The sequence below is a fragment of the Streptomyces sp. NPDC006655 genome, assembly GCF_040703965.1.
In the GTDB taxonomy this organism is placed as follows: Bacteria; Actinomycetota; Actinomycetes; order Streptomycetales; family Streptomycetaceae; genus Streptomyces.
This window is the reverse complement of record NZ_JBEYJU010000126.1, coordinates 1-21,477: the sequence shown is the minus strand read 5'-3', so window position 1 is coordinate 21,477 and position 21,477 is coordinate 1. Positions and strand designations below refer to the sequence as shown.

General features: G+C 73.1%; 19 protein-coding genes. 6 read left to right on the top strand and 13 right to left on the bottom strand.

Translation table 11 applies throughout. From position 1 onward, the window contains the following. Together AB0958_RS40010 and AB0958_RS40005 are read left to right on the top strand one after the other, a co-directional pair. The coding region (locus AB0958_RS40010; protein WP_366895396.1) for a cbb3-type cytochrome c oxidase subunit I at nucleotides 1–699 on the top strand (699 nt) is incomplete at its 5' end. Next, nucleotides 696–1,052, top strand: coding sequence for a cytochrome C oxidase subunit I (locus tag AB0958_RS40005; protein WP_366895395.1), 357 nt, complete (start codon nucleotides 696–698; stop codon nucleotides 1,050–1,052). The genes AB0958_RS40010 and AB0958_RS40005, both read left to right, overlap by 4 nt. Nucleotides 1,053–1,071: 19 nt before the next feature. On the opposite strand, the gene AB0958_RS40000 is transcribed toward AB0958_RS40005, so the two are convergent. The 5 genes from AB0958_RS40000 to AB0958_RS39980 all read right to left on the bottom strand — a co-directional run bounded on the left by AB0958_RS40000 (nucleotide 1,072) and on the right by AB0958_RS39980 (nucleotide 8,701). Continuing rightward, nucleotides 1,072–3,192: an SWIM zinc finger family protein gene (locus AB0958_RS40000; RefSeq protein WP_366895394.1), complete on the bottom strand. Its 2,121-nt coding sequence runs from the start codon at nucleotides 3,190–3,192 to the stop codon at nucleotides 1,072–1,074. Further along, nucleotides 3,189–6,002, bottom strand: a complete 2,814-nt coding sequence (locus AB0958_RS39995) for a DEAD/DEAH box helicase (RefSeq protein WP_366895393.1) — start codon at nucleotides 6,000–6,002, stop codon at nucleotides 3,189–3,191. Before AB0958_RS39995 ends, AB0958_RS40000 begins: the two co-directional genes overlap by 4 nt. Nucleotides 6,003–6,099: 97 nt before the next feature. Then, on the bottom strand, nucleotides 6,100–6,681 hold the full coding sequence (locus AB0958_RS39990) for a sugar kinase (RefSeq protein WP_366895391.1): 582 nt from the start codon (nucleotides 6,679–6,681) through the stop codon (nucleotides 6,100–6,102). Continuing rightward, nucleotides 6,678–7,823, bottom strand: a complete 1,146-nt coding sequence (locus AB0958_RS39985) for an ROK family glucokinase (protein WP_366895390.1) — start codon at nucleotides 7,821–7,823, stop codon at nucleotides 6,678–6,680. The genes AB0958_RS39990 and AB0958_RS39985 overlap by 4 nt, the downstream gene beginning before the upstream one ends. Nucleotides 7,824–7,963: 140 nt before the next feature. Continuing rightward, complete coding sequence (locus AB0958_RS39980) at nucleotides 7,964–8,701, bottom strand: GntR family transcriptional regulator (RefSeq protein WP_366895397.1); 738 nt, start codon at nucleotides 8,699–8,701, stop codon at nucleotides 7,964–7,966. Nucleotides 8,702–8,831: 130 nt separating this feature from the next. On the opposite strand from AB0958_RS39980, the gene AB0958_RS39975 reads away from it, so the two are divergent. Beyond that, nucleotides 8,832–9,842, top strand: a complete 1,011-nt coding sequence (locus AB0958_RS39975) for a Gfo/Idh/MocA family oxidoreductase (protein ID WP_366895389.1) — start codon at nucleotides 8,832–8,834, stop codon at nucleotides 9,840–9,842. A gap of 10 nt (nucleotides 9,843–9,852) precedes the next feature. On the opposite strand, the gene AB0958_RS39970 is transcribed toward AB0958_RS39975, so the two are convergent. The 7 genes from AB0958_RS39970 to allB form a co-directional block, all read right to left on the bottom strand. Then, complete coding sequence (locus AB0958_RS39970; protein ID WP_366895388.1) at nucleotides 9,853–11,037, bottom strand: cytochrome P450; 1,185 nt, start codon at nucleotides 11,035–11,037, stop codon at nucleotides 9,853–9,855. Nucleotides 11,038–11,129: 92 nt separating this feature from the next. Beyond that, the gene (locus tag AB0958_RS39965) at nucleotides 11,130–11,792 is read right to left on the bottom strand and encodes a response regulator transcription factor (protein ID WP_366895387.1); all 663 of its coding nucleotides are present in this window, start codon (nucleotides 11,790–11,792) and stop codon (nucleotides 11,130–11,132) included. A 40-nt stretch (nucleotides 11,793–11,832) separates the two neighbouring features. Further along, on the bottom strand, nucleotides 11,833–13,095 hold the full coding sequence (locus tag AB0958_RS39960) for a histidine kinase (protein WP_366895386.1): 1,263 nt from the start codon (nucleotides 13,093–13,095) through the stop codon (nucleotides 11,833–11,835). 320 nt (nucleotides 13,096–13,415) lie between these two features. Further along, on the bottom strand, nucleotides 13,416–13,811 hold the full coding sequence (locus AB0958_RS39955) for a ribonuclease domain-containing protein (RefSeq protein ID WP_366895385.1): 396 nt from the start codon (nucleotides 13,809–13,811) through the stop codon (nucleotides 13,416–13,418). Nucleotides 13,812–13,968: 157 nt separating this feature from the next. Continuing rightward, nucleotides 13,969–14,781, bottom strand: coding sequence for an AIM24 family protein (locus AB0958_RS39950; RefSeq protein ID WP_366895384.1), 813 nt, complete (start codon nucleotides 14,779–14,781; stop codon nucleotides 13,969–13,971). Nucleotides 14,782–14,825: 44 nt separating this feature from the next. Further along, nucleotides 14,826–15,938 (bottom strand): allantoicase, encoded by a 1,113-nt coding sequence (gene alc / locus AB0958_RS39945; RefSeq protein WP_366895383.1) that lies wholly within the window; start codon nucleotides 15,936–15,938, stop codon nucleotides 14,826–14,828. Between the two features lie 79 nt (nucleotides 15,939–16,017). Further along, nucleotides 16,018–17,358 (bottom strand): allantoinase AllB, encoded by a 1,341-nt coding sequence (allB, locus tag AB0958_RS39940; RefSeq protein WP_366895382.1) that lies wholly within the window; start codon nucleotides 17,356–17,358, stop codon nucleotides 16,018–16,020. A 273-nt stretch (nucleotides 17,359–17,631) separates the two neighbouring features. Here allB and AB0958_RS39935 point away from each other — a divergent pair, with 273 nt between their 5' ends. Then, nucleotides 17,632–18,423, top strand: coding sequence for an IclR family transcriptional regulator (locus AB0958_RS39935; protein WP_366895381.1), 792 nt, complete (start codon nucleotides 17,632–17,634; stop codon nucleotides 18,421–18,423). A gap of 62 nt (nucleotides 18,424–18,485) precedes the next feature. Here AB0958_RS39935 and AB0958_RS39930 read toward each other — a convergent pair whose 3' ends face one another. Beyond that, nucleotides 18,486–18,800 (bottom strand): DUF5955 family protein, encoded by a 315-nt coding sequence (locus tag AB0958_RS39930; protein WP_366895380.1) that lies wholly within the window; start codon nucleotides 18,798–18,800, stop codon nucleotides 18,486–18,488. Between the two features lie 153 nt (nucleotides 18,801–18,953). Here AB0958_RS39930 and AB0958_RS39925 point away from each other — a divergent pair, with 153 nt between their 5' ends. Beyond that, nucleotides 18,954–19,553, top strand: coding sequence for a nucleotidyltransferase family protein (locus tag AB0958_RS39925; protein ID WP_366895379.1), 600 nt, complete (start codon nucleotides 18,954–18,956; stop codon nucleotides 19,551–19,553). A 184-nt stretch (nucleotides 19,554–19,737) separates the two neighbouring features. Further along, complete coding sequence (gene aceB, locus AB0958_RS39920) at nucleotides 19,738–21,360, top strand: malate synthase A (protein WP_366895378.1); 1,623 nt, start codon at nucleotides 19,738–19,740, stop codon at nucleotides 21,358–21,360. Nucleotides 21,361–21,477: the final 117 nt, after the last annotated feature.

Below are 21,477 nucleotides of genomic sequence, written 5' to 3'. Positions count from 1 at the left end.
TTCCTGATCGCGGTGCCGACCGGTGTGAAGTTCTTCAACTGGATCGGCACCATGTGGAAGGGGTCGCTGTCCTTCGAGACACCGATGCTCTGGGCGGCGGGCTTTCTCGTGACGTTCCTGTTCGGCGGGCTCACCGGTGTCATCCTGGCCTCGCCGCCGATGGACTTCCACGTCTCCGACTCGTACTTCGTGGTGGCCCACTTCCACTACGTGGTGTTCGGTACGGTCGTCTTCGCGATGTTCGCCGGGTTCCACTTCTGGTGGCCGAAGATGACGGGCAAGATGCTCGACGAGCGGCTCGGCAAGATCACCTTCTGGACGCTGTTCGTCGGCTTCCACGGCACCTTCCTTGTGCAGCACTGGCTGGGCGCCGAGGGCATGCCGCGCCGGTACGCCGACTACCTGGCGGCCGACGGCTTCACCACCCTGAACACGGTCTCGTCGATCGCCTCCTTCCTGCTCGGCCTGTCGATCCTGCCGTTCCTCTACAACGTGTGGAAGACCGCCCGCTACGGCAAGCCGGTCGGCGTCGACGACCCGTGGGGCTACGGCCGTTCGCTGGAGTGGGCGACCTCCTGCCCGCCGCCGCGGCACAACTTCGTCACGCTGCCCCGGATCCGCTCCGAGTCCCCGGCGTTCGACCTGCACCACCCGGACATCGCCATGGCCGAGGCCGAGGCGAGCAGGCTGCACACATGACCGACGCGGGACATCGCGTGGGCGCGCCGGGAGCCGACGGGGACCTCGCCAACCAGGCCGAGGGTTACCTGCTGTGGCAGGCCAGGATCGCCGAGGCCGAACAGCGGGCGCGGGAGTTCACCGGCCGTCTGGACTGGCTGACCACGTCCCAGCGCGACGAGGTCGAACGCCACCACGTGGAGGACGGCCTGCGCCGGGCGCGGCAGGACCTCGAAAGGGTCGCCGCCCGGTGCCGGTCCCTGCGCGGCGAGTACGAGCGACGGTACCGCTCGCTGCGCCTGCGCTGCGTGGGATGGACCGTGGCCGTCTGCGCCGGTGCGGTTCTCCTGGCGGCCGTGTCGCTGGTCCGCTGACGGAGGGACCGCCACCACGTCACGTCAGCTCGTCCGACGTGCCGAGGCCGGTGAGGGCGCCCACCGGGTCCAGGTCCGGGGTGCCTCTGGGCCACCAGTCGTCGTGGCCCGGTTCGGACTCGTAGGCGTACCACAGGCCGTCCCGGCCCAGGCGGAGCTGGACGTGGCCGCCGGGGTGCGTGAGGTGGTTGCGCCAGGGGCGGAACGCCGGCAGGTCGGCGGCGAGGAGCAGCGGCCGGGACCGGTCGAAGCGGCCCGCCGGCGGGTCCCAGGGCTCCTCCAGAACGGCCAGTCCGTCCGGGCCGCCCTGCCGCCAGGCCGCGACCGCGCGCGCCAGGTCGCCCGGCGTGCGGCCCACGGCGTCCGCGAGCGACGCGTAGAGGGCGCGGGTGGACGCGGTCAGGCCGGACCCCGGACGGGCGGCGGCGAGCCGTACCGCGTCCTGCCAGAGCGTCAGGTCGCCGACCGGGTCGTGTCCGGTGGCCAGCAGGGCGTGGGCGCGGGCCGCCGCGTCGGTGGCCAGCTGGTCCAGTGCGAAGGGGTCCGGGCCGCCGGGCACGCCCGGATAGACCGGGGGCTGCTCCGGATGCGCCGGGAGCGGCAACGGCGGCGGCAGCGGCGGGAGCCGGCGGGCGACGAGCACCTCGGTGGCCCGGACGCCGGGCAGAGACACCGGCCGCCGCTCCCGGGCAGAGCGGGCGGCGTTGCGCCGGGACAGGGCGTCGAGCACGTCCCGTTCGCCACGGCCCCGCAGCAGGAGCAGCACGAACGGGTCGGCGTCCAGCAGCCGTGCGGTCTGGTAGCAGAGGGCGGCCGCGTGCTTGCAGGGGTGGCCGGCGTCGGGACAGCTGCAACGGGGGTCGAGTTCACCCGCGACGGGCAGCAGCGGGACGCCGCTGTCGGCGAGAGCCTGCGGCAACTCCTTGTCGAGAAGGGCCGCGATGTCCCCCGGCCGGTCGGCGGCGGCGTCCAGGAACCGCTCCCACTCCTCCTCGCCGAAGGTGCGCAGCCTCAGCTGCACGCGGTACGGCCGGGGCCGGCTTCCCTGGACGTACGCCAGGACCGCGCCGGGGGTCACGGTGATGGCGTCCACCTGGCCCCGCTCGGCGTAACTCCGCCCGCGTGCCAGTCGCTTGACGTCCAGCGCCCCCTCCTCCAGCGCCCGCACCCAGGCGTTGCCCCACCAGGTCCCGGCGAACCCGGAGGCGGTGTCGGAGGCACGGGACGGGAGGGAGGGGAAGGTGCGGCGGAGTTCGGTGTCGCGGTGGGGGGTGGCCATGGTGCGCGGGAGACGGGGGACGCCCGGGTCCGGGAAACCGGGGGTCGGGGTGGACGTGGGCGCGGTGGATGCGGTGGATGCGGAGCTGGAGGAGTCGGCGGGCGTCCTGCGGGCGGCCTTGGGCGGCCGGTGGGCGGGAACCGGGGCGGAGGTGTTCGGCTCCGGTGGGTTCGGGGTGGCCACGGCGGACGGGAGCTCGTGCGCCGGCTCGTCCTCGCTCTCGAAGGGTGGCTCGGAGTCGTCCGCGTTCGGCATGCGGAACGCCGTCGCCAGGAACTGTTTCAGGTCGAGGGCGGTGCGGGTGCGTTCCGTGGGCGTCGCCGCAGACGGTGCCGGGACGCGGTGCGGCGGCCGGGTCGGGCGCCGTTCCGCCGCCTCCGCCGCCGTGGCTTCCTCGGCGCGCCGTGCCTCGGCGCGCGCCGCCCGCAGCGCCTCCCGGGCGACGTCACCGGGACGGCCGGAGGGACGGTCCACGGCCGGGCGGTCGGCGGCCGGGCGGTCGGCGGCCGGGCGGTCGGCGGCCGGGCGGTCGACGGCCGGGCGGTCGACGGTGGGCGCTCCGGTCCCGGTGTCGCCCTCGGGTTCGGCGTCCCGCCGCTCCGTCCCCTTCGCCGCGGCGGCCGTCCGCAGCGCCCGGCGCACGGCGTCGCCGGGCCGGGGCACCCGCCGCTCCGGAACGGCCCTGTCCGGCGCGTCCGGCGTCGCAGGGGCGGCCGGTCGCTCCGCCTCGGCCGGGACCGCCCCGTCGGCGCCGGACTCCGCCCCGCGGTCCCGTGCCGCTCGCAGCGCGCGGCGGGCCGCGTCGCCCGGCCGGTGCCCGTCCTCGTTCATGACGTCCTCGCTCATGACGTCCTCGCTCATGACGTCCTCCGCAGCGACACCAGGTCGGACAGCTCCCGGTCCGTCAGTTCGGTCAGGGCCGCCTCGCCGGTGCCGAGGATCGCGTCGGCGAGGGCCCGCTTGGACTCCAGCATCTGCGCGATGCGGTCCTCCACCGTGCCCTCGGTGACCAGCCGGTGGACCTGGACGGGCTGGGTCTGCCCGATGCGGTACGCGCGGTCCGTGGCCTGTTCCTCCACCGCCGGGTTCCACCAGCGGTCGAAGTGGACGACGTGGCCGGCGCGGGTGAGGTTGAGCCCGGTGCCCGCGGCCTTCAGCGACAGCACCAGGACGGGGATGGCGCCGGCCTGGAAGCGGTCCACCATGCGCTCCCGCTCGGGTACCGGCGTACCGCCGTGCAGCAGGTCGACGGGGACCGCGCGGGCCTGGAGGTGCCCGGTGATCAGGCGTGCCATGCCGACGTACTGGGTGAAGACGAGCGCCGAGCCGTCCTCGGCGAGCACGGTGTCCAGCAGTTCGTCGAGCAGGGTCAGTTTCCCGGAGCGGGCGGCGAGGCCGTCGCCGCGGGCCTCCTCCTTCAGGTACAGGGCGGGATGGTCGCAGATCTGCTTCAGGGCACCGAGGAGCTTGAGCACCAGGCCCCGGCGGGCGATCCCCTCGGCCGTCTCGATGGCGAGCAGCGACTCGCGGACCACCGCCTCGTAGAGCGCGGCCTGTTCGCGGGTGAGCGGGACCGGGTGGTCGGTCTCCGTCTTGGGCGGGAGTTCGGGGACGATCCCGGGGTCGGACTTCTTGCGGCGCAGGAGGAAGGGGCGGACGAGTCGGGCCAGTCGCGCCACGGCCGCCGCGTTCTCATCGGCCCCGCCGTTCTCCACGGCTCGCGCGTGCCGGGCCCGGAAGGACTTCAGCGGGCCGAGGAGTCCGGGGGTGGTCCAGTCGAGCAGGGCCCAGAGTTCGGAGAGGTTGTTCTCCACGGGGGTGCCGGTGAGGGCCACGCGCGCGGGGGACGGGATGGTGCGCAGGGCCTTGGCGGTCGCCGAGTACGGGTTCTTGACGTGCTGGGCCTCGTCGGCGACGACCATCCCCCAGGGCTGTTCGGCGAGGCGTCCCGCGGTGGCGCGCATGGTGCCGTAGGTGGTGAGGACGAAGCCGCCGTCGAGGCCGTCAAGGGTGCGCTCGGGGCCGTGGAAGCGGCGCACCGGGACGCCGGGCGCGAACCGGGTGATCTCCCGCTGCCAGTTGCCGAGCAGCGAGGCCGGGCAGACCACCAGGGTCGGTTCGGTGCGGGCCCGCTTCAGGTGCAGGGCGATGACGGTGATGGTCTTTCCGAGGCCCATGTCGTCGGCGAGGCAGCCGCCGAGCCCCAGGGAGGTCATGAGGTCGAGCCAGGCCAGGCCGCGCAGCTGGTAGTCGCGCAGGGTGGCGTGCAGTCCGGCGGGCGGCTCGGCGGGGTGGACGCCGGCCGTGAGGCGGTCGCGCAGGGCCGCGAGGACGCCGACGGGGACCGCCTCGACGGTCTCGCCGTCCACCTCGGCCTCGCCGGTCAGCGCCATGGACAGCGCGTCGACCGGGTCGAGCAGGCCCAGTTCGCGCCTGCGGGCCTTGCGCACGAGTGCCGGGTCGACGAGCACCCAGCGGTCCCGCAGGCGTACGACGGGCCGGTGGGCCTCGGCGAGGGCGTCCATCTCGGCCTCGCTGAGCGGGTCCCCGCCGAGCGCCAGCTGCCAGCGGAACTGGAGGAGTTCCTCCCCTTCGAAGAAGCCGGTGCCGTCGGTGGCGGAGCCGGGGGCGGTCCTGACGACCGCGGCCGCGGTCAGGTCCTGTGCCAGGTCCCGGGGCCAGTGCACGGCGACCCCGGCCGCCGCGAGCCGGGTCGCGGCCACTCCGAGCAGTTCGCCCAGCTCCTCCTCGGAGAGCGCGAGAACGTCCGGCACGTCCTGCTCCGCGAGCCGGTCCAGGGGCGGCCACACCCGCGCGGCCCGGCGCACGGCGAGCGCCGCGTCCACGCGTGCGCGGGGGCCGAAGGCCGCGTCCGACCGCCCGGCCCACAGGGCCGCCGCGTCGGTCAGCAGGGTCGGGTCGGCCAGGCTGTGCACCTGGACGATCGCCGCGCCCGCGCGGTGCGCGCCCTCGCCGTCGTCGAACAGGTCGGAGGCCGACAGGTCCAGGCGCAGCGAGATCCGCACCCCGGCGTCCATGCCGGCGGCGACCTCCGCGGCCCATTCCTGGGCGTCGGGCAGCCGCTGGGCCTCGCGCGCGGCGAACGGCCGGCCCGAGGTGTGGGGTGCGGCCGGGGTGCGGGGCAGGGTGTCCGCGACCGCGTCGAGGAAGGAGCGGATCAGCGCCTCCGGCTGGGGCAGCAGGAGCGGGCCGGGGCCGGGCAGCGGGACGGCGTGGCCCTCGGCGGGCAGTGCGGCGGCCACCGCGCGCAGGTGGGCGATGTCGGCGGGCTCCAGGGGCCCGGCCCGCCAGGCGTCGTGCCCCGCCGGGGTCAGGCCGGGCAGCAGCCGGCCCCGGGCGGCGAGCCGCAGCGCGTGCTGGGCGGCCGCTCCCCAGCAGGCCGTCGCGGGGTGGGCGGCCGGGTCGCGGCGGGCCCTGACCAGCACCGGGAGGGCGTCGCCGACCGGCAGGGTGAGCGCGGGCACCTGCCTGCGGCGGACACCGGCGCCGTGCCGACGTACGACGGTCAGTTCCTGGCTCTCACCGGGCAGGGGGCCGCCCTCGGGGTCCCAGAAGGCGATCCGGCCCTGGCGGGGAAGGTCGGCGGGCAGATAGACCGCCGCGAGGCGCACGGGCACGTCCTCGCGCGTCCCGGCAACCGCGCCGCTCATACGTTCTGCCACCTCCCGCCCCTGCGTCGGATCAGATGTCTTCGACTGTACGGGCGGGGTCTGACAGTCGGCCCCGGCGACCGGCCGGGGCAGGCCGTCACGGCACGGTGCGTGAGACGACGTAGACCATCGGGAAGTCGGGGTCGGCCGTGTTCACGACCACGTCCTGGGTGGGCGCCGGGTTCTTCTGGGTGTGCGTGAGGCCCGCCCAGGGTCCGGCGCCGGTGAACTTCCAGCCGGTGATCTTCCGGTCCCGGGAACTGACGCTGATGTCGTTCTTCTTGAGCGCGTCCCGGTTGACGCCCATGCCCTCCAGGAAGCTGTCCAGTCCGGCGCTGTTGGTGCGGAACTGGACGTAGAGACGGCTGGTCTTCCAGTTGTTCGTCTCGTAGTAGGCGATCCTGTCGGCGGGGTGGGGGACCGGCACCTGGTAGAGGCGCCGCTGCACCTTCGAGGGCCAGCCCTCGGCGAGGCCGGTCGCCGAGTACTTGGACTCCTTGTCCTTGCCGCTGTCGCGGCTCTGGGCGGCGGAGATCACCAGATAGCCGGCCGGCACGCCGATGAGAAGCACGATGATGAGCAGGGTGAGCGCCCGGCGGCGGGCCTTGTGGCCGGGGGTCTCCGGCGGGCGGTCCGGTTCGTCCGGGGGCGCCGCCTGGCGGGGCAGTGCAGCGGTCATACGGTGTCCCGGGGACGGCGGGCCTCCGCGTACCGCTCGTAGCGCTCGTAGCGCTCCACTCGGCGCCGGTTGGCGCGCCGGAACCGGCGGGCGACCAGGCGGGCGAGGTCGGCGGCGCCGACCATGCCGGCCTCGGGGCCCAGCTGGGCGCGGGCGATACGGGCCTCGGGGCGGTAGCCGCGCCCGGTCAGCTGACGTTTGAACGCGTCCCGGGCGGGGCCGATGAGCAGGTCGTCGGCGGCGCTGACGCCACCGCCGATCACGAAGCAGGACGGGTCGAGGGCGGCAGCGAGGTTGGCGATGCCGACACCGAGCCACTGGCCGATGTCCTGGAGCAGCTCGATGCACATGGCGTCGCCCTCACGGGCCAGCTCCGTGATCATCGGGCCGGTGATGTCGTCGACGTTGCCCTTGACGTGCTCGATGATCCCGTAGGCCACCGGGGAGTCGGCCACCGCCAGCTCCTTGGCCTCCCGGACCAGCGCGTTGCCCGAGCTGTACTGCTCCCAGCAGCCGCGGTTGCCGCACGGGCAGCGGTGGCCGCCGGGCACCACCTGCATATGGCCGAACTCACCGGCGACGCCGTACTTGCCGCGCTTGACCTGGCCGTCCTCCAGGATCGCGCCGCCGATGCCGGTGCCGAGCGTGATCATGACGAGGTGGTCCTCGCCGCGTCCGGCGCCGAAGCGCCACTCGGCCCAGGCGGCGGCGTTCGCGTCGTTGTCCACGAGGACGGGTACGGCGAGCCGGCCGGCCAGGCGGTCGCGCAGTGGTTCGTTGCGCCAGGACAGGTGGGGGGCGAACAGCACGCGGTTGCGGTCGGCGTCGACCCAGCCGGCCGCGCCGATGCCCACCGCGTGCACGTCGTGCCGGTCGGACAGGTCCAGGACCAGTTCGACGATGGTGTCCTCGACGACCTTCGGACTCTTGGACTTGTCCGGGGTCTCCGCGCGGAGCTTCTCCAGGATGTTGCCGTCGGCGTCCACGACGCCCGCCATGACCTTGGTGCCGCCGATGTCGATGCCGACCGTCGGCACGCGCGGGGCCGTCAGGTGTGACCGGCGTTCCCTGGTGCCGACGGTGCGCAGGACCGGGGCTCGGCGGGAGCCGATGGGGGCGGCGAGGTCGCGGTAGGTGCTCATCGGGCTCGATTGTGCCTCACTGGGAGGGGCGGCGCCGTTCGGGGGAGATAAGGAACGCGCCCGCCCGCCGCCCTCCGCCACCTCACGGTCACATTGTCCGGACAACCTGACTGCCGGAGGGGGCGGCACGGGGGCGGCACTCAGGACCGTACGAGCAGCTGGAACTCGAAGGAGTAGCGGGTCGGCCGGTAGATGTGGTCGCCGAACTCGACGGCGCGGCCGGTGTCGTCGTAGGTGGTGCGCTGCATGGTGAGCAGCGGGGCGCCCTCCGGTTCGGCGAGCCGCTCGCCCTCGCCGGCTGCCGCGCCGCGCGCGCCGATGGACTGGCGGGCGCTGTGCAGGGTGATCCCGGCGGCCCGCATCAGCCGGTACAGGCCGGTCGCCTCCAGCTGCCCGGTGTCCAGGTCCAGCAGACCGGGCGGCAGGTAGTTGGTGAGGTACGCCATCGGCTCGCCGTGCGCCAGCCGCAGCCGTTCGATCCGCCGCACCTCGGTGCCCTCGGCGACCCCGAGCGCGGCCGCGACCTCGGCGGAGGCCGTGACGACGGTGTTGACCAGGACCTTGGTGGCGGGGCGCTGACCGGCCGACTCCAGGTCGTCGTAGAGACTGCTGAGCTCCAGGGGGCGTTTGACCTGGCTGTGCACGACCTGGGTGCCGACGCCCCGGCGGCGGACCAGGAGGCCCTTGTCGACGAGGGACTGGATGGCCTGCCGGACCGTCGGGCGGGACAGGCCGAGCCGTGCGGCCAGCTCGATCTCGTTGCCCAGCAGGCTGCCGGGGGTGAGCGAGCCGTGCTCGATGGCCGCTTCCAGCTGCTGGGCCAGCTGGAAGTACAACGGGACCGGGGAGCTCCGGTCCACACTGAGGTCGAGCGTCACGGTCGGGTCCACATCTGGTTTCGGCACGGGCCCGAGCGTATCCCCGTGACGGGTTGACGGGAAGTTGTGTAGTTCGATTGTCCGGACATACGGATTGACAGCGCGCGGGGTGCACCAGCACCTTGTTCCCATGCGCATCGGGGTCATCGGTACGGGCCGCCTAGGCACCATCCACGCGAACACGCTCAGCCGCAATCGCGAGGTCGGGTCGCTGATCCTCACGGACGTGGATCCGGCGCGGGCCCAGGATCTGGCGCACCGTCTGGGTGAGACGGCGGCACCCGGGACCGACGAGATCTTCAAGTGGGGCGTGGACGCCGTGGTGATCACCACGGCGACCTCGGCCCACGCCGAACTGATCGGTCGGGCAGCACGCTCCGGGCTCCCGGTCTTCTGCGAGAAGCCGATCGCCCTCGACCTGCCGGGCACCCTGCACGCCCTCGCCGAGGTGGAGCGGGCCGGTACGGTCCTCCAGATGGGCTTCCAGCGGCGCTTCGACGCCGGGTACGCGGGCGCCCGGGAGGCGGTGCGCTCGGGACGGCTCGGGCGGCTGCACACGGTACGGGCGCTGACCTCCGACCAGTCGCCGCCGCCGCCCGAGTGGCTGCCGCTGTCGGGCGGGCTGTTCCGGGACGCGCTGATCCACGACTTCGACGTGCTGCGCTGGGTGACCGGCCGGGAGGTCGTCGACGTGTACGCGACCGGCTCGGACGCGGGACCCGCGATGTTCCGCGAGGCCGGTGACGTGGACACCGGCTCGGCGCTGCTCACCCTGGACGACGGCACGCTGGCCACGGCCACCGCGACCCGGCTGAACGGCGCCGGGTACGACGTGCGGATGGAGCTGGCCGGGGAGCGGGACACCGTGGTGGTCGGGCTGGACGACCGTACGCCGGTGGCCTCGACCGAGCCGACCGGGCCGCCGCCCGCGGACAAGCCGTGGCCGGGTTTCCTGGAGCGGTTCGGGCCCGCCTACGAGGCCGAGCTGTGCGCCTTCGTCGACGTGGTGCGCGGCACGCTGGACAACCCCTGCGACGGGCGCGAGGCGCTCCAGGCGCTGCGGGTCGCGGAGGCCTGCGAGGTGTCCCGGCACGAGCGAAGGCCGGTGGCGCTCGCGGAGATCCCGGACCGGCTCGGCTGACCGCCGCCGCCTACCAGCGCACGGGCAGCCGCCGCACCCCTCTCATCAGCGTCCCGGGCAGCCACTCGCCCGGCTGCCCGTCCAGCGCCAGGTCCGGGGCCCGCTCCAGCAGCGAGCGCAGCGCGATGCGGCCCTCCAGGCGGGCCAGGGGTGCGCCCAGGCAGTAGTGGATGCCGTGGCCGAAGGCGAGGTGGCCGCGGCTGTCCCGGCGGATGTCGAAGCGGTCCGGCTCGGCGTAACGGGCGCCGTCGCGGTCGGCGGCGGTCAGGCCGATCATCACCGGGTCGCCCGCGGCGATGGCGGTGCCGGCGATCTCCAGGGGCTCGGCGGCGTACCGGTACGTCGCGTTCTCCACCGGCCCCTCCCAGCGCAGGATCTCCTCGACCGTGCCGTCCAGGAGGGTCATGTCGGCGCGCAGGGCGGCCAGTTGGTCCGGGTGGGTGAGCAGGGCGAGGACGCCGTTTCCGATCAGGTTGACGGTGGTCTCGTGGCCGGCGATCAGCAGCACGAAGGCCATGCCGCGCAGTTCGCCGAAGGACAGCCGGTCGCCGTCCTCGGCGGTGGTGCGCAGCAGGTCGCTGAGCAGGTCTCCGCTCGGGCCCGCGCACCGCTTGTCCTCGATCAGTTCCGCCAGGTAGTCGGCGAGGGCGGAGAACGCGTCGTACTCGCTGCCCGGGCGGCTGGACGTGACCGCCTCGTTGGAGAGCTTGCGGAAGCGGGCGCGGTCCAGTTCGGGGACGCCGAGCAGCTCGCTGATCACCGTGATGGGCAGGGTGTAGGCGAGGGCGTCGAGGAGGTCGGCGCGGCCGCGCGGCAGCATCTCGTCCAGCAGCCGGTCGGTGATCTCCTGGATCCTCGGCTCCAGCCCCGCCACCCGGCGGGCGGTGAACGCGCGGGTGACGAGGGAGCGGAGTCGGGTGTGCTGCGGCGGGTCCGCGGCCAGCAGGTGCTTGCCGATCAGTTCCTCGTCGAGGAACGTGAACCCGGTTTTCGCGGTGTCCTTGGCCAGCCCCGGGTCGGCGAGCGCGGCGCGTGCCTCCTCGTACCCCACGACCAGCCAGGTCTCGTGGTACTGCCCTTCGGGCAGCGGCCACCGCACCCGGTGCACCGGGCCGCGTTCGCGCAGGTGCGCGTAGACGGTGTGCGGGTCCGTGCGCAGTGTCTCGCCGTACTGACCGAGGTCGGTCACCTGCATGTCGTCGCTCCCCCTTCAGGCGGTCCCCGAGGCCGTCCCGTACCGGGAGAACGCGCGGGGCTCCCGGTTGGTGCCCCGTTCCTCTTGTTCCTCTACTCCTCCAGCAGGCCCGCGTCGTACGCCAGCAGGGCGATCTGGACGCGGTTGTTCAGGCCGAGCTTGGCCAGGATGCGGGAGACGTGGGTCTTGACGGTCGCGACGCTCATGAAGAGACGGGTGGCGATCTCGGCGTTGGCGAGGCCCCGGCCCACCGAGACGGCGACCTCGCGCTCGCGGTCGTTGAGGACGGCGAGCCTGGCACGCGCGCGTGCCTGCCTGGTGTCGGCCGCGGAGGCGGCCGCGTGCCGCATCAGCTGCCGGGTGACGGCGGGCGACAGCACGGGGTCGCCGGCCGCGACCCGGCGGACCGCGTCGACGATCAGAGCGGGCGGGGTGTCCTTGAGGACGAACCCGGCGGCTCCGGCACGCAGGGCGTGCAGCACCTGTGCGTCGGCGTGGAAGGTGGTCAGGACGACGACCTGCGGGGCGTCGGCACGCGCGCGCAGCCGCTCGGTGGCGGTGAGCCCGTCCACGCCCGGCATCCGGATGTCCATCAGGACGACGTCGGGGCGGGTACGGTCGACGAGGGCCTCGACCTCGTCGCCGTCGGCCCCCTCTCCGACGATCTCGATGTCCTCGGCCCCGCCGATCATGAGGGCCAGCCCCGCCCGCACCAGCGGGTCGTCGTCCACGAGCAGCAGTCTGATGACGGTCATGGTTCCCAAGTAATCACGCGGCACCCCCCGCACGGGGGCGTCATGCGGTGGTCCGGGCGGCCGCCCAGGGCAGCCAGGCCCGTAGCTCGAAGCCACCGGCGCCGGTGGTGCGGTGCTCCAGCCGGCCGCCGGCCAGCACCGCGCGTTCGGTCAGGCCGATCAGGCCCTGGCCCGAGCCGGGCACCGGCGGCGCCTCGGCCTCGGGGGCGGGATTGTGCACGGTGATGTCCAGGCCGTCGCCGGGGGCTCCGGTGACCCGGACGGTGACCTCGGCGCCGGGAGCGTGCTTGCGGGCGTTGGTGAGGCCCTCCTGGGCGATGCGGTAGGCCGTGCGGCCGACGGCTGCCGGTACGGCCGCCGGATCGCCCACCCGGCTGTCCAGGGTGACCTTCATGCCGGCCCGGCGGGACTCGGCGACGAGCGCGTCCAGAGCGGCGAGCGTCGGCTGCGGGCGGCCGCCGGCCTCGTCGCCGTCCGCCGCGCGCAGCACGCCGATGATCTCGCGCAGGTCCTGGAGGGCCTCGTGGGAGCTCTCCCGGATGACACCGGCCGCGCGGGCGATCTCCTCCCGGGGCGCGTCGGGCCGGAACTCCAGGGCGCCGGCGTGCACGCTGAGCAGGGTGAGCCGGTGGGCGAGCACGTCGTGCATCTCGCGGGCGATGGCCTCCCGGGCCAGCCGCTGGGCCCGCTCGACCCGCAGTCCCGCCTCGGTCTCGGCGCGCCGGGCCCGGTCCCGCAGGGTCAGCATCAGCTGCCGTTTCGTGCGGACGAACAGGCCGAGGCAGGCCACCAGGAGGGTCAGCAGCACGGCGAGCACCACGACCACGAGGTAGGGCAGGTCGGGATCGGGGCGAAGCCAGTAGAAGAGCGGGACCAGGGCCAGGTTGGCGGCGGTGATCCAGGCCAGGTACCGGAAAGGGCGGTGCACGGCCAGCGTGAACAGCGCGACCATGGAGGCGCCGCCCGCGGTGGCCGAGACGAAGCCGACCGGGACCATCGCCAGGGCCAGGCCGAGCGGCCGACGGCGGCGCAGCCAGACGGCGCAGCAGGCCAGGCCGCCGATCAGCTGGTCGGCGACGGCGAAGGCGTGCGGGAGGTCCGTCTCGTGCCGGACCGTCTGCGCGCCGGCCGCGCCCACGAGGACGGCCAGCAGGAAGCAGCTGGAGTCGACGAGCCAGTCCCGCGCGGTACGGCGGGGGCGCCGTCCGGCGGCGTCGGGGTCGGGATCGAGTTCGTGCAGCACGGAGGACGGGAAGAGCCACCGCCTGCCCTCGAACGTCCGTACTGGGATGTCACCGCTCACGGTCGGCAATCTACGCAGGACCGGCCCGCGGAGCCGCCCCGCGCGCGGGATCGTCGACCAAAGTCGGACGCGCGTGGACTTTCGGTGCGCCACGCGCGCGTGCGTGCGGCCTTGTGGCGAACGCGGCTCGCCCCGCGGCCGATGACGGCGAACGCGGCTCGCCCCGCGGCCGATGACATGGGGGGAGGCCGCGGGGCGAGGGTGGTGCCGGGTGACAGCTCGGCCGACCGTGGAGCGGGCCCGGCTCGGCCGGCCCTGGAGCGGGCTGTCTGTCGGTCGCGCCGTTCCTCGGGGTTCGACCGGTCGGCTCGACCGGGGACTCAGCAGTCGAAGTCGATCAGGTCGAACGTGGCGTAGTGGTCCGCCGTGTAGTAGTCCTCCTGGGTCTCCTCACCGGTCACGATGCGTCGTGCGCCGCGCGTGGAGGAGCCGGGGGTCTTCACGGTGTACTCGTGGTAGTAGCCGCTGGGCTGACTCGGCAGCACGTGCTCCGAGTTGCGGAAGACGATCCCGTCCTGCGAGTACGGGAACGGGCCGTCCGACGCGATCAGGTCCAGCGTGTCGTACGCCTGCGAGGGCAGGTCGCCGTAGCAGATGCTGCCCACCGAGGTGGCGGCGGCGTCCGCCGTGGTGGCGGTGACGGTACCGCCCACGAGGAGGGCGGACAGGAGGGCGCCGGCGGCGCCGATGCGGGTGATGCGTGGGGGGAATCTCATGGCTTCATGATGACGCGCGTAGACCATGGCATGTCAATGACAACTTCGTAGATTTTCCCGGCAAGTCCCGTTCGTTTTCACGGAGTTAACCGAGCCCTCGCCACCGTCACACGCGCGGCCGCGCGTGGTACGAGCCGCCGTCGGGCCGGCCCGGCGATCACCCCGCGTGCGTGGAGAACAGCCCGCCCGTCGGACCCTGCTTGTCGCCGCCCTGGGCCTTCTTCAGGGCATTGGCGAGGCTCTCGATGGTCAGGGACTGCAGGATCACCCGGCCGTTGCCCTCCAGGGTGGCCAGGGAGAGGCCCTCGCCGCCGAAGACGGCGTTCATGAGGCCCTGGCGGTTGAGTCCGCCGACGCGCTGGACGCCGTACCGGATGCCCTCCTCGAAGGCGACGACGCAACCCGTGTCGACCTCGATGCGGCCGCCGAAGTCGGCGGGGTTGAGGTCGATGAAGTTCCCGGCGCCGGCGATGATCACCGTGCCGCGGCCGGTGAACTTCTCCAGGACGAAGCCCTCGCCGCCGCTCATGCCGGTGCGGCCCCCGGCGAAGGCGATGCCGAACTCCACGGTGGACTCGGCGGCGACGAAGGCGTCCTTCTCCGCGAACCACGCGCGCGTGCCGTCGAGTTCCAGAGCGCGCATCTCGCCGGGGAGCACACCCGCGAAGCCGACGGTGCCCTCGCCGCCCTGGGAGGTGAAGTACTGGAACGCCAGTGACTCACCGGCGAGCATGCGCTGGCCGACCTGCATGGCGGTACCCATGGCCTGGCGCAGCATGCCGCCCATGCCGCCGCCACCGCCCTGCGGTTGGCCGCCGTTGCCCGAGGGGCCGCTCAGCCGCGTCTCCATGGTCACGTTCGTCGTCTTGAACAGGAACTTGCCGGCCTCGCAGTAGACGGTCTGGCCGGGATGCAGGTTGACGACCGCCATCTGCATGGCGTTGCCGACGATCTCTTGCTGAAGGGTCACGGGAGAAGAACGTAGCCGACGGACCCCCGGTTCCCTCCGGCCGGTCAGGAGAGTTCGCGGTACCTGGCGGAGAGCGATGCCGCTCCGGCCTCCGTCGGGGACCCGAACAAGCGCAGCCGCGAGATGCCGCCGTCCGGGAAGATGTCCACGCGCGCATGGGTGCCGACGGCGGGGGAACCCAGGACGAACCGGTGGTTGGTGTCGGGCTGGAGGCGGGTGCGCGGGAGGATCTCCGTCCACTCACCGTCCTCGCCGTCCTTCACCGACACCGACGCCCAGCCCGCGCTGTTGCCCTTCAGGTACGCCGTGTCGATCTCCAGGGCGCGGATCTGGGACTGGGTCACCAGCCGGTAGCGGATCCAGTCGTGACCCCGGTCGCGGCGGCGGCGCGTCTCCCAGCCGTCGTCCATCTTGTGGGAACGGCCCGGCTGGATGGTGTTGGTGGCCGGCGAGTAGAAGAGGTTCGAGGCGTCCTCGACCCGGCCGCCGTTCTCCAGGGCCACCACGTCGAAGGTGCCCAGCGCCGCCAGCCAGAGCGGGTCGGGCACGACCTCGCCGTACACGCGCAGGCGTGCGATACCGCCGTCGGGGTGCTGGTTGACCCGCAGATGGGTGAAGCGCTGCTCCAGGGAGACCGCGAAGCCGTTCGCCGCGTGGCCGCCCACCGGCGTCCGGGGCACCAGTGTGGTCCACTTCACGTCGGCGCCGAGGAGTTCGTCCGGTGCCGGCGATCCGGCGGCCGACGTGCCCTCGACGGACACCGCCTGCGGGTAGTTCCCACGGAAGTGGGCCGTGTCGACGACGATCCCGCGGACGACGCCGGGGGCCCCGAGGCGTACCAGCGCCCAGTCGTGGTCCTCGTCCGTCGGCCAGGGGTGCTCGGCCGAGGCACCGCGCCGGCGGCGCGTCTCCCAGCCGTCCATGATCTTGCCTTTGTGCCCGAAGTGCTCGGGGTCGAACTCGGCGCGCCCGGCCACCAGCAGGTTCTCCCGCTGGGCGAAGAACTCGTCGTTGGCGGCGACGACTCCGGCGCCGAGCTGCCGTCCGGCGAGGTTCACGTACTGGGTGAAGGGGAAGTCGGCGGTGCGGTAGTCCGCGTACGGGTCGCCGCCGGAGTAGGGGTGCGCGTCGCCGGTGAAGATCGGGATCGCCGTCAAGGAAGGTCTTCCTTTCGGGGTCGGCCGCTGCGGGTGCGGGAGCGGGCGGAAGGGCGTGGGTGCCGGAGTGGATGGAAGGTCAGGGGGTACGGGTGAGGAGCCGGCCCCGCGGGGCCGTGAACGCGCCGTCCGCGACGATGCGTTCGCCGCGCAGCCAGGTGGACTTCACGACTCCGTACAGGGTCTTGCCCGCGTACGCGGTGACGCGGTTGCGGTGCTGGAGTCCGGCCGGGTCCACGGTGAAGGTCCGGTCGGGCGCGAGGACCGCGAAGTCGGCGTCCCGGCCCACCGCGATGGCGCCCTTGCGGCCGTCGAGTCCGACGAGCGCCGCCGTGCGCGCGGACATCCAGCGGACCACGTCCTCAAGGCCGTGACCGCGCCCGCGGGCCCCGGTCCACACCGCGGCGAGGCTGAGCTGGAGGCCGGAGATACCGCCCCAGGCGGTCGCGAAGTCGGCGGTCTTCAGGTCGGCCGTGGACGGTGAGTGGTCGGTGACCACGCAGTCGATCGTGCCGTCGGCGAGCGCCTGCCAGAGCAGGTCCTGGTTGGCCGCCTCCCGGATCGGCGGGCAGCACTTGAACTCGCTGGCGCCGTCCGGGACCTCCTCCGCGGTGAGGGTGAGGTAGTGCGGGCAGGTCTCGACGGTGATCCGTACGCCGTCCCGCTTGGCCTCGGCGATCAGCGGCAGGGCGTCGGAGGAGGACAGGTGCAGGACGTGCACGCGCGCGTCCAGCCGTCGCGCCTGCGCGATCAGCTGGGCGATCGCCGTGTCCTCGGCGTCGCGCGGGCGGGAGGCCAGGAAGTCGGCGTACTTCGGACCGCCGTGCTGCGGGGCGGCCGCCAGGTGGTGCGGGTCCTCCGCGTGCACGATCAGCAGTCCGTCGAACGAGGTGATCTCCGCCAGCGACCGGGCGAGCCGTTCCTGGTCGAGGTGCGGGAACTCGTCGACACCGGAGGGTGACAGGAACGCCTTGAAGCCGAAGACGCCGGCCTCGTGGAGCGGACGCAGGTCCTTGACGTTGTCCGGCAGCGCACCGCCCCAGAAGCCGACGTCGACGTGCGCCTTGTCGGCCGCGACCGCCTGCTTGACCCGGAGGTGGTCGACCGTGGTGGTCGGCGGGAGGGAGTTCAGCGGCATGTCGACCAGGGTGGTGATGCCGCCGGCCGCCGCCGCGCGCGTGGCGGTCCAGAAGCCCTCCCACTCGGTGCGGCCCGGGTCGTTGACGTGGACGTGGGTGTCGACCAGACCGGGCAGCAGGACGTCGTCGCCGAGGTCCTCCAGGCGGGCGCCCCGTGGGAGCGGAGCGTCGTACGGCAGTACGGCGGTGATCGTCCCGGCGGACACCGCGACCGAGGCGGCCCGTGTCCCCTCCGGGGTGATGACGCGCGTCGAGCGCAGCACCAGTTCAGCGTCGGACACCCGGACCCCTCTCTCAGCCGCCGTTTTACTTCCGGGAAACGGGATTTACACCCACGTAACGGAATTCAACGTTCTGTTGAAGGAGTCTTCACTCCCGCTCCCCCGCCGTCAAGAGCCCGCCACCCTCCGGCGCTCCCCACGCGCCCGCTCTGGATCTTTCCACAAAGCGGAATTACGATTTCAACAAGCAGAACGTAGCTACGTACGACCGGGGAGTCAACCGGCCGCCGGGTAGGCTTCAGCTCTTCCCGTCAGCCTCGAAAGGAACGCGCCGTGCCGACGTCCAGCGCCAGCGCCCACGACTCCGCCAAGTCCAACGGCGGCGGGGTCCAGTCCCTCGAGCGCGCCTTCGATCTGCTGGAGCGGATGGCGGACGCGGGCGGCGAGGTCGGCCTGAGCGAGCTGTCCGCGAGCAGCGGGCTGCCGTTGCCGACGATCCACCGGTTGATGCGGACGCTGGTCGCCTGCGGGTACGTACGGCAGCAGCCGAACCGGCGGTACGCGCTCGGCCCGCGGCTGATCCGGCTCGGCGAGTCGGCGTCGCGGCTGCTGGGCACATGGGCGCGGCCGTATCTCGCGCGGCTGGTCGAGGAGACCGGGGAGACGGCGAACATGGCGCTGCTCGACGGGGACGAGATCGTGTACGTCGCACAGGTGCCGTCCAAGCACTCGATGCGGATGTTCACGGAGGTGGGGCGGCGGGTGCTGCCGCACTCGACCGGGGTGGGCAAGGCGCTGCTCGCGGGGGTGCCGGACGCGGAGGTGCGGGCGCTGCTCGCGCGCACCGGGATGCCCGCGGCGACCGAGAAGACGATCACCACCGCGGAAGGGTTCCTCACCGCCCTGGCCGAGGTGCGGCGGCTCGGGTACGCCGTGGACGACAACGAGCAGGAGGTCGGAGTGCGGTGCCTGGCGGTGTCGGTGCCCGACTCGCCGACGGCCGCGGCGATCTCGATCTCCGGGCCCGCGGGGCGGGTGACGGAGGCGGCCACGGAGAAGATCGTGCCGGTGCTCCAGCAGGTGGCCGTCGAACTGTCCCGGGCACTGGCGAGTTCCGGGGCCTGAGGGCCGGGGACCGCCTCCCCGTCGGCGGGTGCGGATCGGGCGCGACCGCCCCGGCGGGAGGCTCAGGTGCGCGGCGTCTCGCCGAACAGGTCCACCGCCTGGCGTACGCCCGACAGGCCCCCCGACAACGCGCTCACCGAGCCGATCGCGCTCGCGATCAGTAACAGGGAACGGCGCAGGCGCGGGATCTCCGGGATGCCGCCCGTGGCCATCGCCGCCAGCGCCGCCAGTTCGTCCTCGGCTATCGCGCGGTCCGGGAACTCGGCCGGGTGCGCGGCCAGTTCGCGGCGCAGCCTGGACACCGCCGTGCGTAGTTCCGTGATCCTCGGATCCTCGTCGCTGCCGGTCACCGGCCTCTGCCCCAAGCTCCGCAACACAGCTCCCCCCTCGCCAGGTGCCCCGCGGCACTGATCGAGCGCCTCGGGACGCGGGTCAGTAAACGCCCTCCCGCCGGGAACGCGCTACAGCGCGGGCCGAAATTCAGCCCTGCGGAACCCGCTCGGCGAGCCGTCGTCGGGTATGCAGGACCCATGACCGACACGCATCACCGGATCGCCGCCCTGCTGCTCGCCGCCGGCGGTGGCAGACGGCTCGGCGGGCGGCCCAAGGCGCTCCTGACGCACCGGGGACGGCCACTGGTGGAGTACGCGGCCGGGGAGCTGCGGGCGGGCGGCTGCGGGCCGGTCCACGTGGTGCTGGGGGCCGGCGCGCCCGACGTGCGGGAGCGGGCGGCACTCGACGGCTGCGTGGTCGTGGAGAACCCCGGCTGGGCCGAGGGCATGGGATCCTCGCTGCGGGTGGGGCTGGAGTCGCTCGCGGGGAGCGGCGCGGCGGCCGTCCTGGTGGCGCTGGTGGACCAGCCGGGGATCGGGGCGGCGGCGGTGGCGCGGGTCGTCGCCGGCTTCCGGGACGAGTCGTCGCTGGTGTCGGCCGCCTACGACGGGGTGCGCGGGCATCCCGTGCTGCTCGGCGCCCGGCACTGGGCGGGGATCGCGGCAAGCGCGACCGGGGACCGGGGTGCCCGCGCCTATCTCCGGGCGCACGACGCGGCGATCGCGCTCGTCGAGTGCGGCGACGTCGCCGAGCCGTACGACATCGACACCGAGGCCGACCTGGTCCACCTGGAGTGAACGGGACGGCACCGAGCGCCACCGTCCCTCGACACAGAGAATCTCGACGTCAACAAACCATTGAACTTCCACGATGAGGAAACTAGTATCCACTGTTCAGAAGCTCCCGTGCCCCCGCGCGGGCGTGCTCCGCCCCACCGGAACGACTGGCACCCGGTGCCACCGCTGAAGGAAGTGACAGCTCATGTCCGCACCAGCGCCGTCTGGGCCGGCCATCGTCGACGCCGAGCCCCTGCCCCGGCAGGAGGAGGTCCTCACCGACGCGGCGCTCGCCTTCGTGGCCGAACTGCACCGGCGGTTCTCGCCGCGCCGCGCCGAACTCCTCGCCCGGCGCGCCGAGCGCCGCGCCGAGATCGCCCGCACCTCGACTCTCGACTTCCTCCCCGAGACCGCCGCGATCCGCGCCGACGACTCCTGGCGGGTGGCCCCCTCCCCCGCGGCCCTCGACGACCGGCGGGTGGAGATCACCGGCCCCACCGACCGCAAGATGACCATCAACGCCCTCAACTCGGGCGCCCGGATCTGGCTCGCGGACTTCGAGGACGCCTCCGCGCCCACCTGGGAGAACGTCGTCCTGGGGCAGCTGAACCTGATCGACGCCTACACCCGGAAGATCGACTTCACGGACCCGGTGAGCGGCAAGTCGTACGCCCTGCGGCCGAACGAGGAGCTGGCGACGGTCGTCATGCGGCCGCGCGGCTGGCATCTGAACGAGCGGCACATCGAGGTGGACGGCGAGCAGGTGCCCGGCGCCTTCGTCGACTTCGGGCTCTACTTCTTCCACAACGCGCGGCGGCTGCTCGACCTCGGCAAGGGACCCTACTTCTACCTTCCGAAGACCGAGTCGCATCTCGAAGCCCGGCTGTGGAACGACGTGTTCGTGTTCGCGCAGGACCACCTCGGCATCCCGCAGGGCACGGTCCGCGCCACCGTGCTGATCGAGACGATCACGGCCGCGTACGAGATGGAGGAGATCCTCTACGAACTCCGCGACCACGCCTCGGGGTTGAACGCGGGACGCTGGGACTACCTGTTCTCCATCATCAAGAACTTCCGTGATGGCGGGCCGAAGTTCGTCCTCCCGGACCGCAACGCCGTGACGATGACCGCCCCGTTCATGCGGGCGTACACGGAACTCCTCGTCCGCACCTGCCACAAGCGCGGTGCGCACGCCATCGGCGGCATGGCCGCGTTCATCCCGTCCCGCCGGGACGCCGAGGTCAACAAGGTGGCCTTCGAGAAGGTCCGCGCCGACAAGGACCGCGAGGCGAACGACGGCTTCGACGGCTCCTGGGTCGCCCACCCCGACCTGGTCCCGATCGCCCTGGAGTCCTTCGACCGCGTCCTCGGCGACCGGCCGAACCAGAAGGACCGGCTGCGCGAGGACGTCAAGGTGGCGGCGGCCGATCTGATCGCCGTCGACTCGCTGGAGGCCAGGCCCACCTATGCCGGTCTGGTCAACGCCGTGCAGGTGGGCATCCGTTACATCGAGGCGTGGCTGCGCGGCCTGGGCGCGGTGGCCATCTTCAACCTCATGGAGGACGCGGCCACCGCCGAGATCTCCCGCTCCCAGATCTGGCAGTGGATCAACGCGGGGGTCGAGTTCGAGAACGGCGAGCGGGCCACCCCGGAACTGGCCCGCAAGGTCGCCGCCGAGGAACTCGCCGCCGTCCGCCAGGAGATCGGCGAGGAGGCCTTCGCGGCCGGACACTGGCAGCAGGCCCACGACCTGCTGCTCCAGGTCTCGCTCGACGAGGACTACGCGGACTTCCTGACCCTGCCCGCCTACCAGCAGCTCCGCGGTTAGGGCGGGTTGCGAAGGAGGCGGCCCTAGGGTGCGTTTCAGAAGTGGATCTTGATGTGTCAAGATCCACTTCGTGGGGAGGCACGATCTGACGAATGCGCAGTGGGCGAAGCTGGAGCC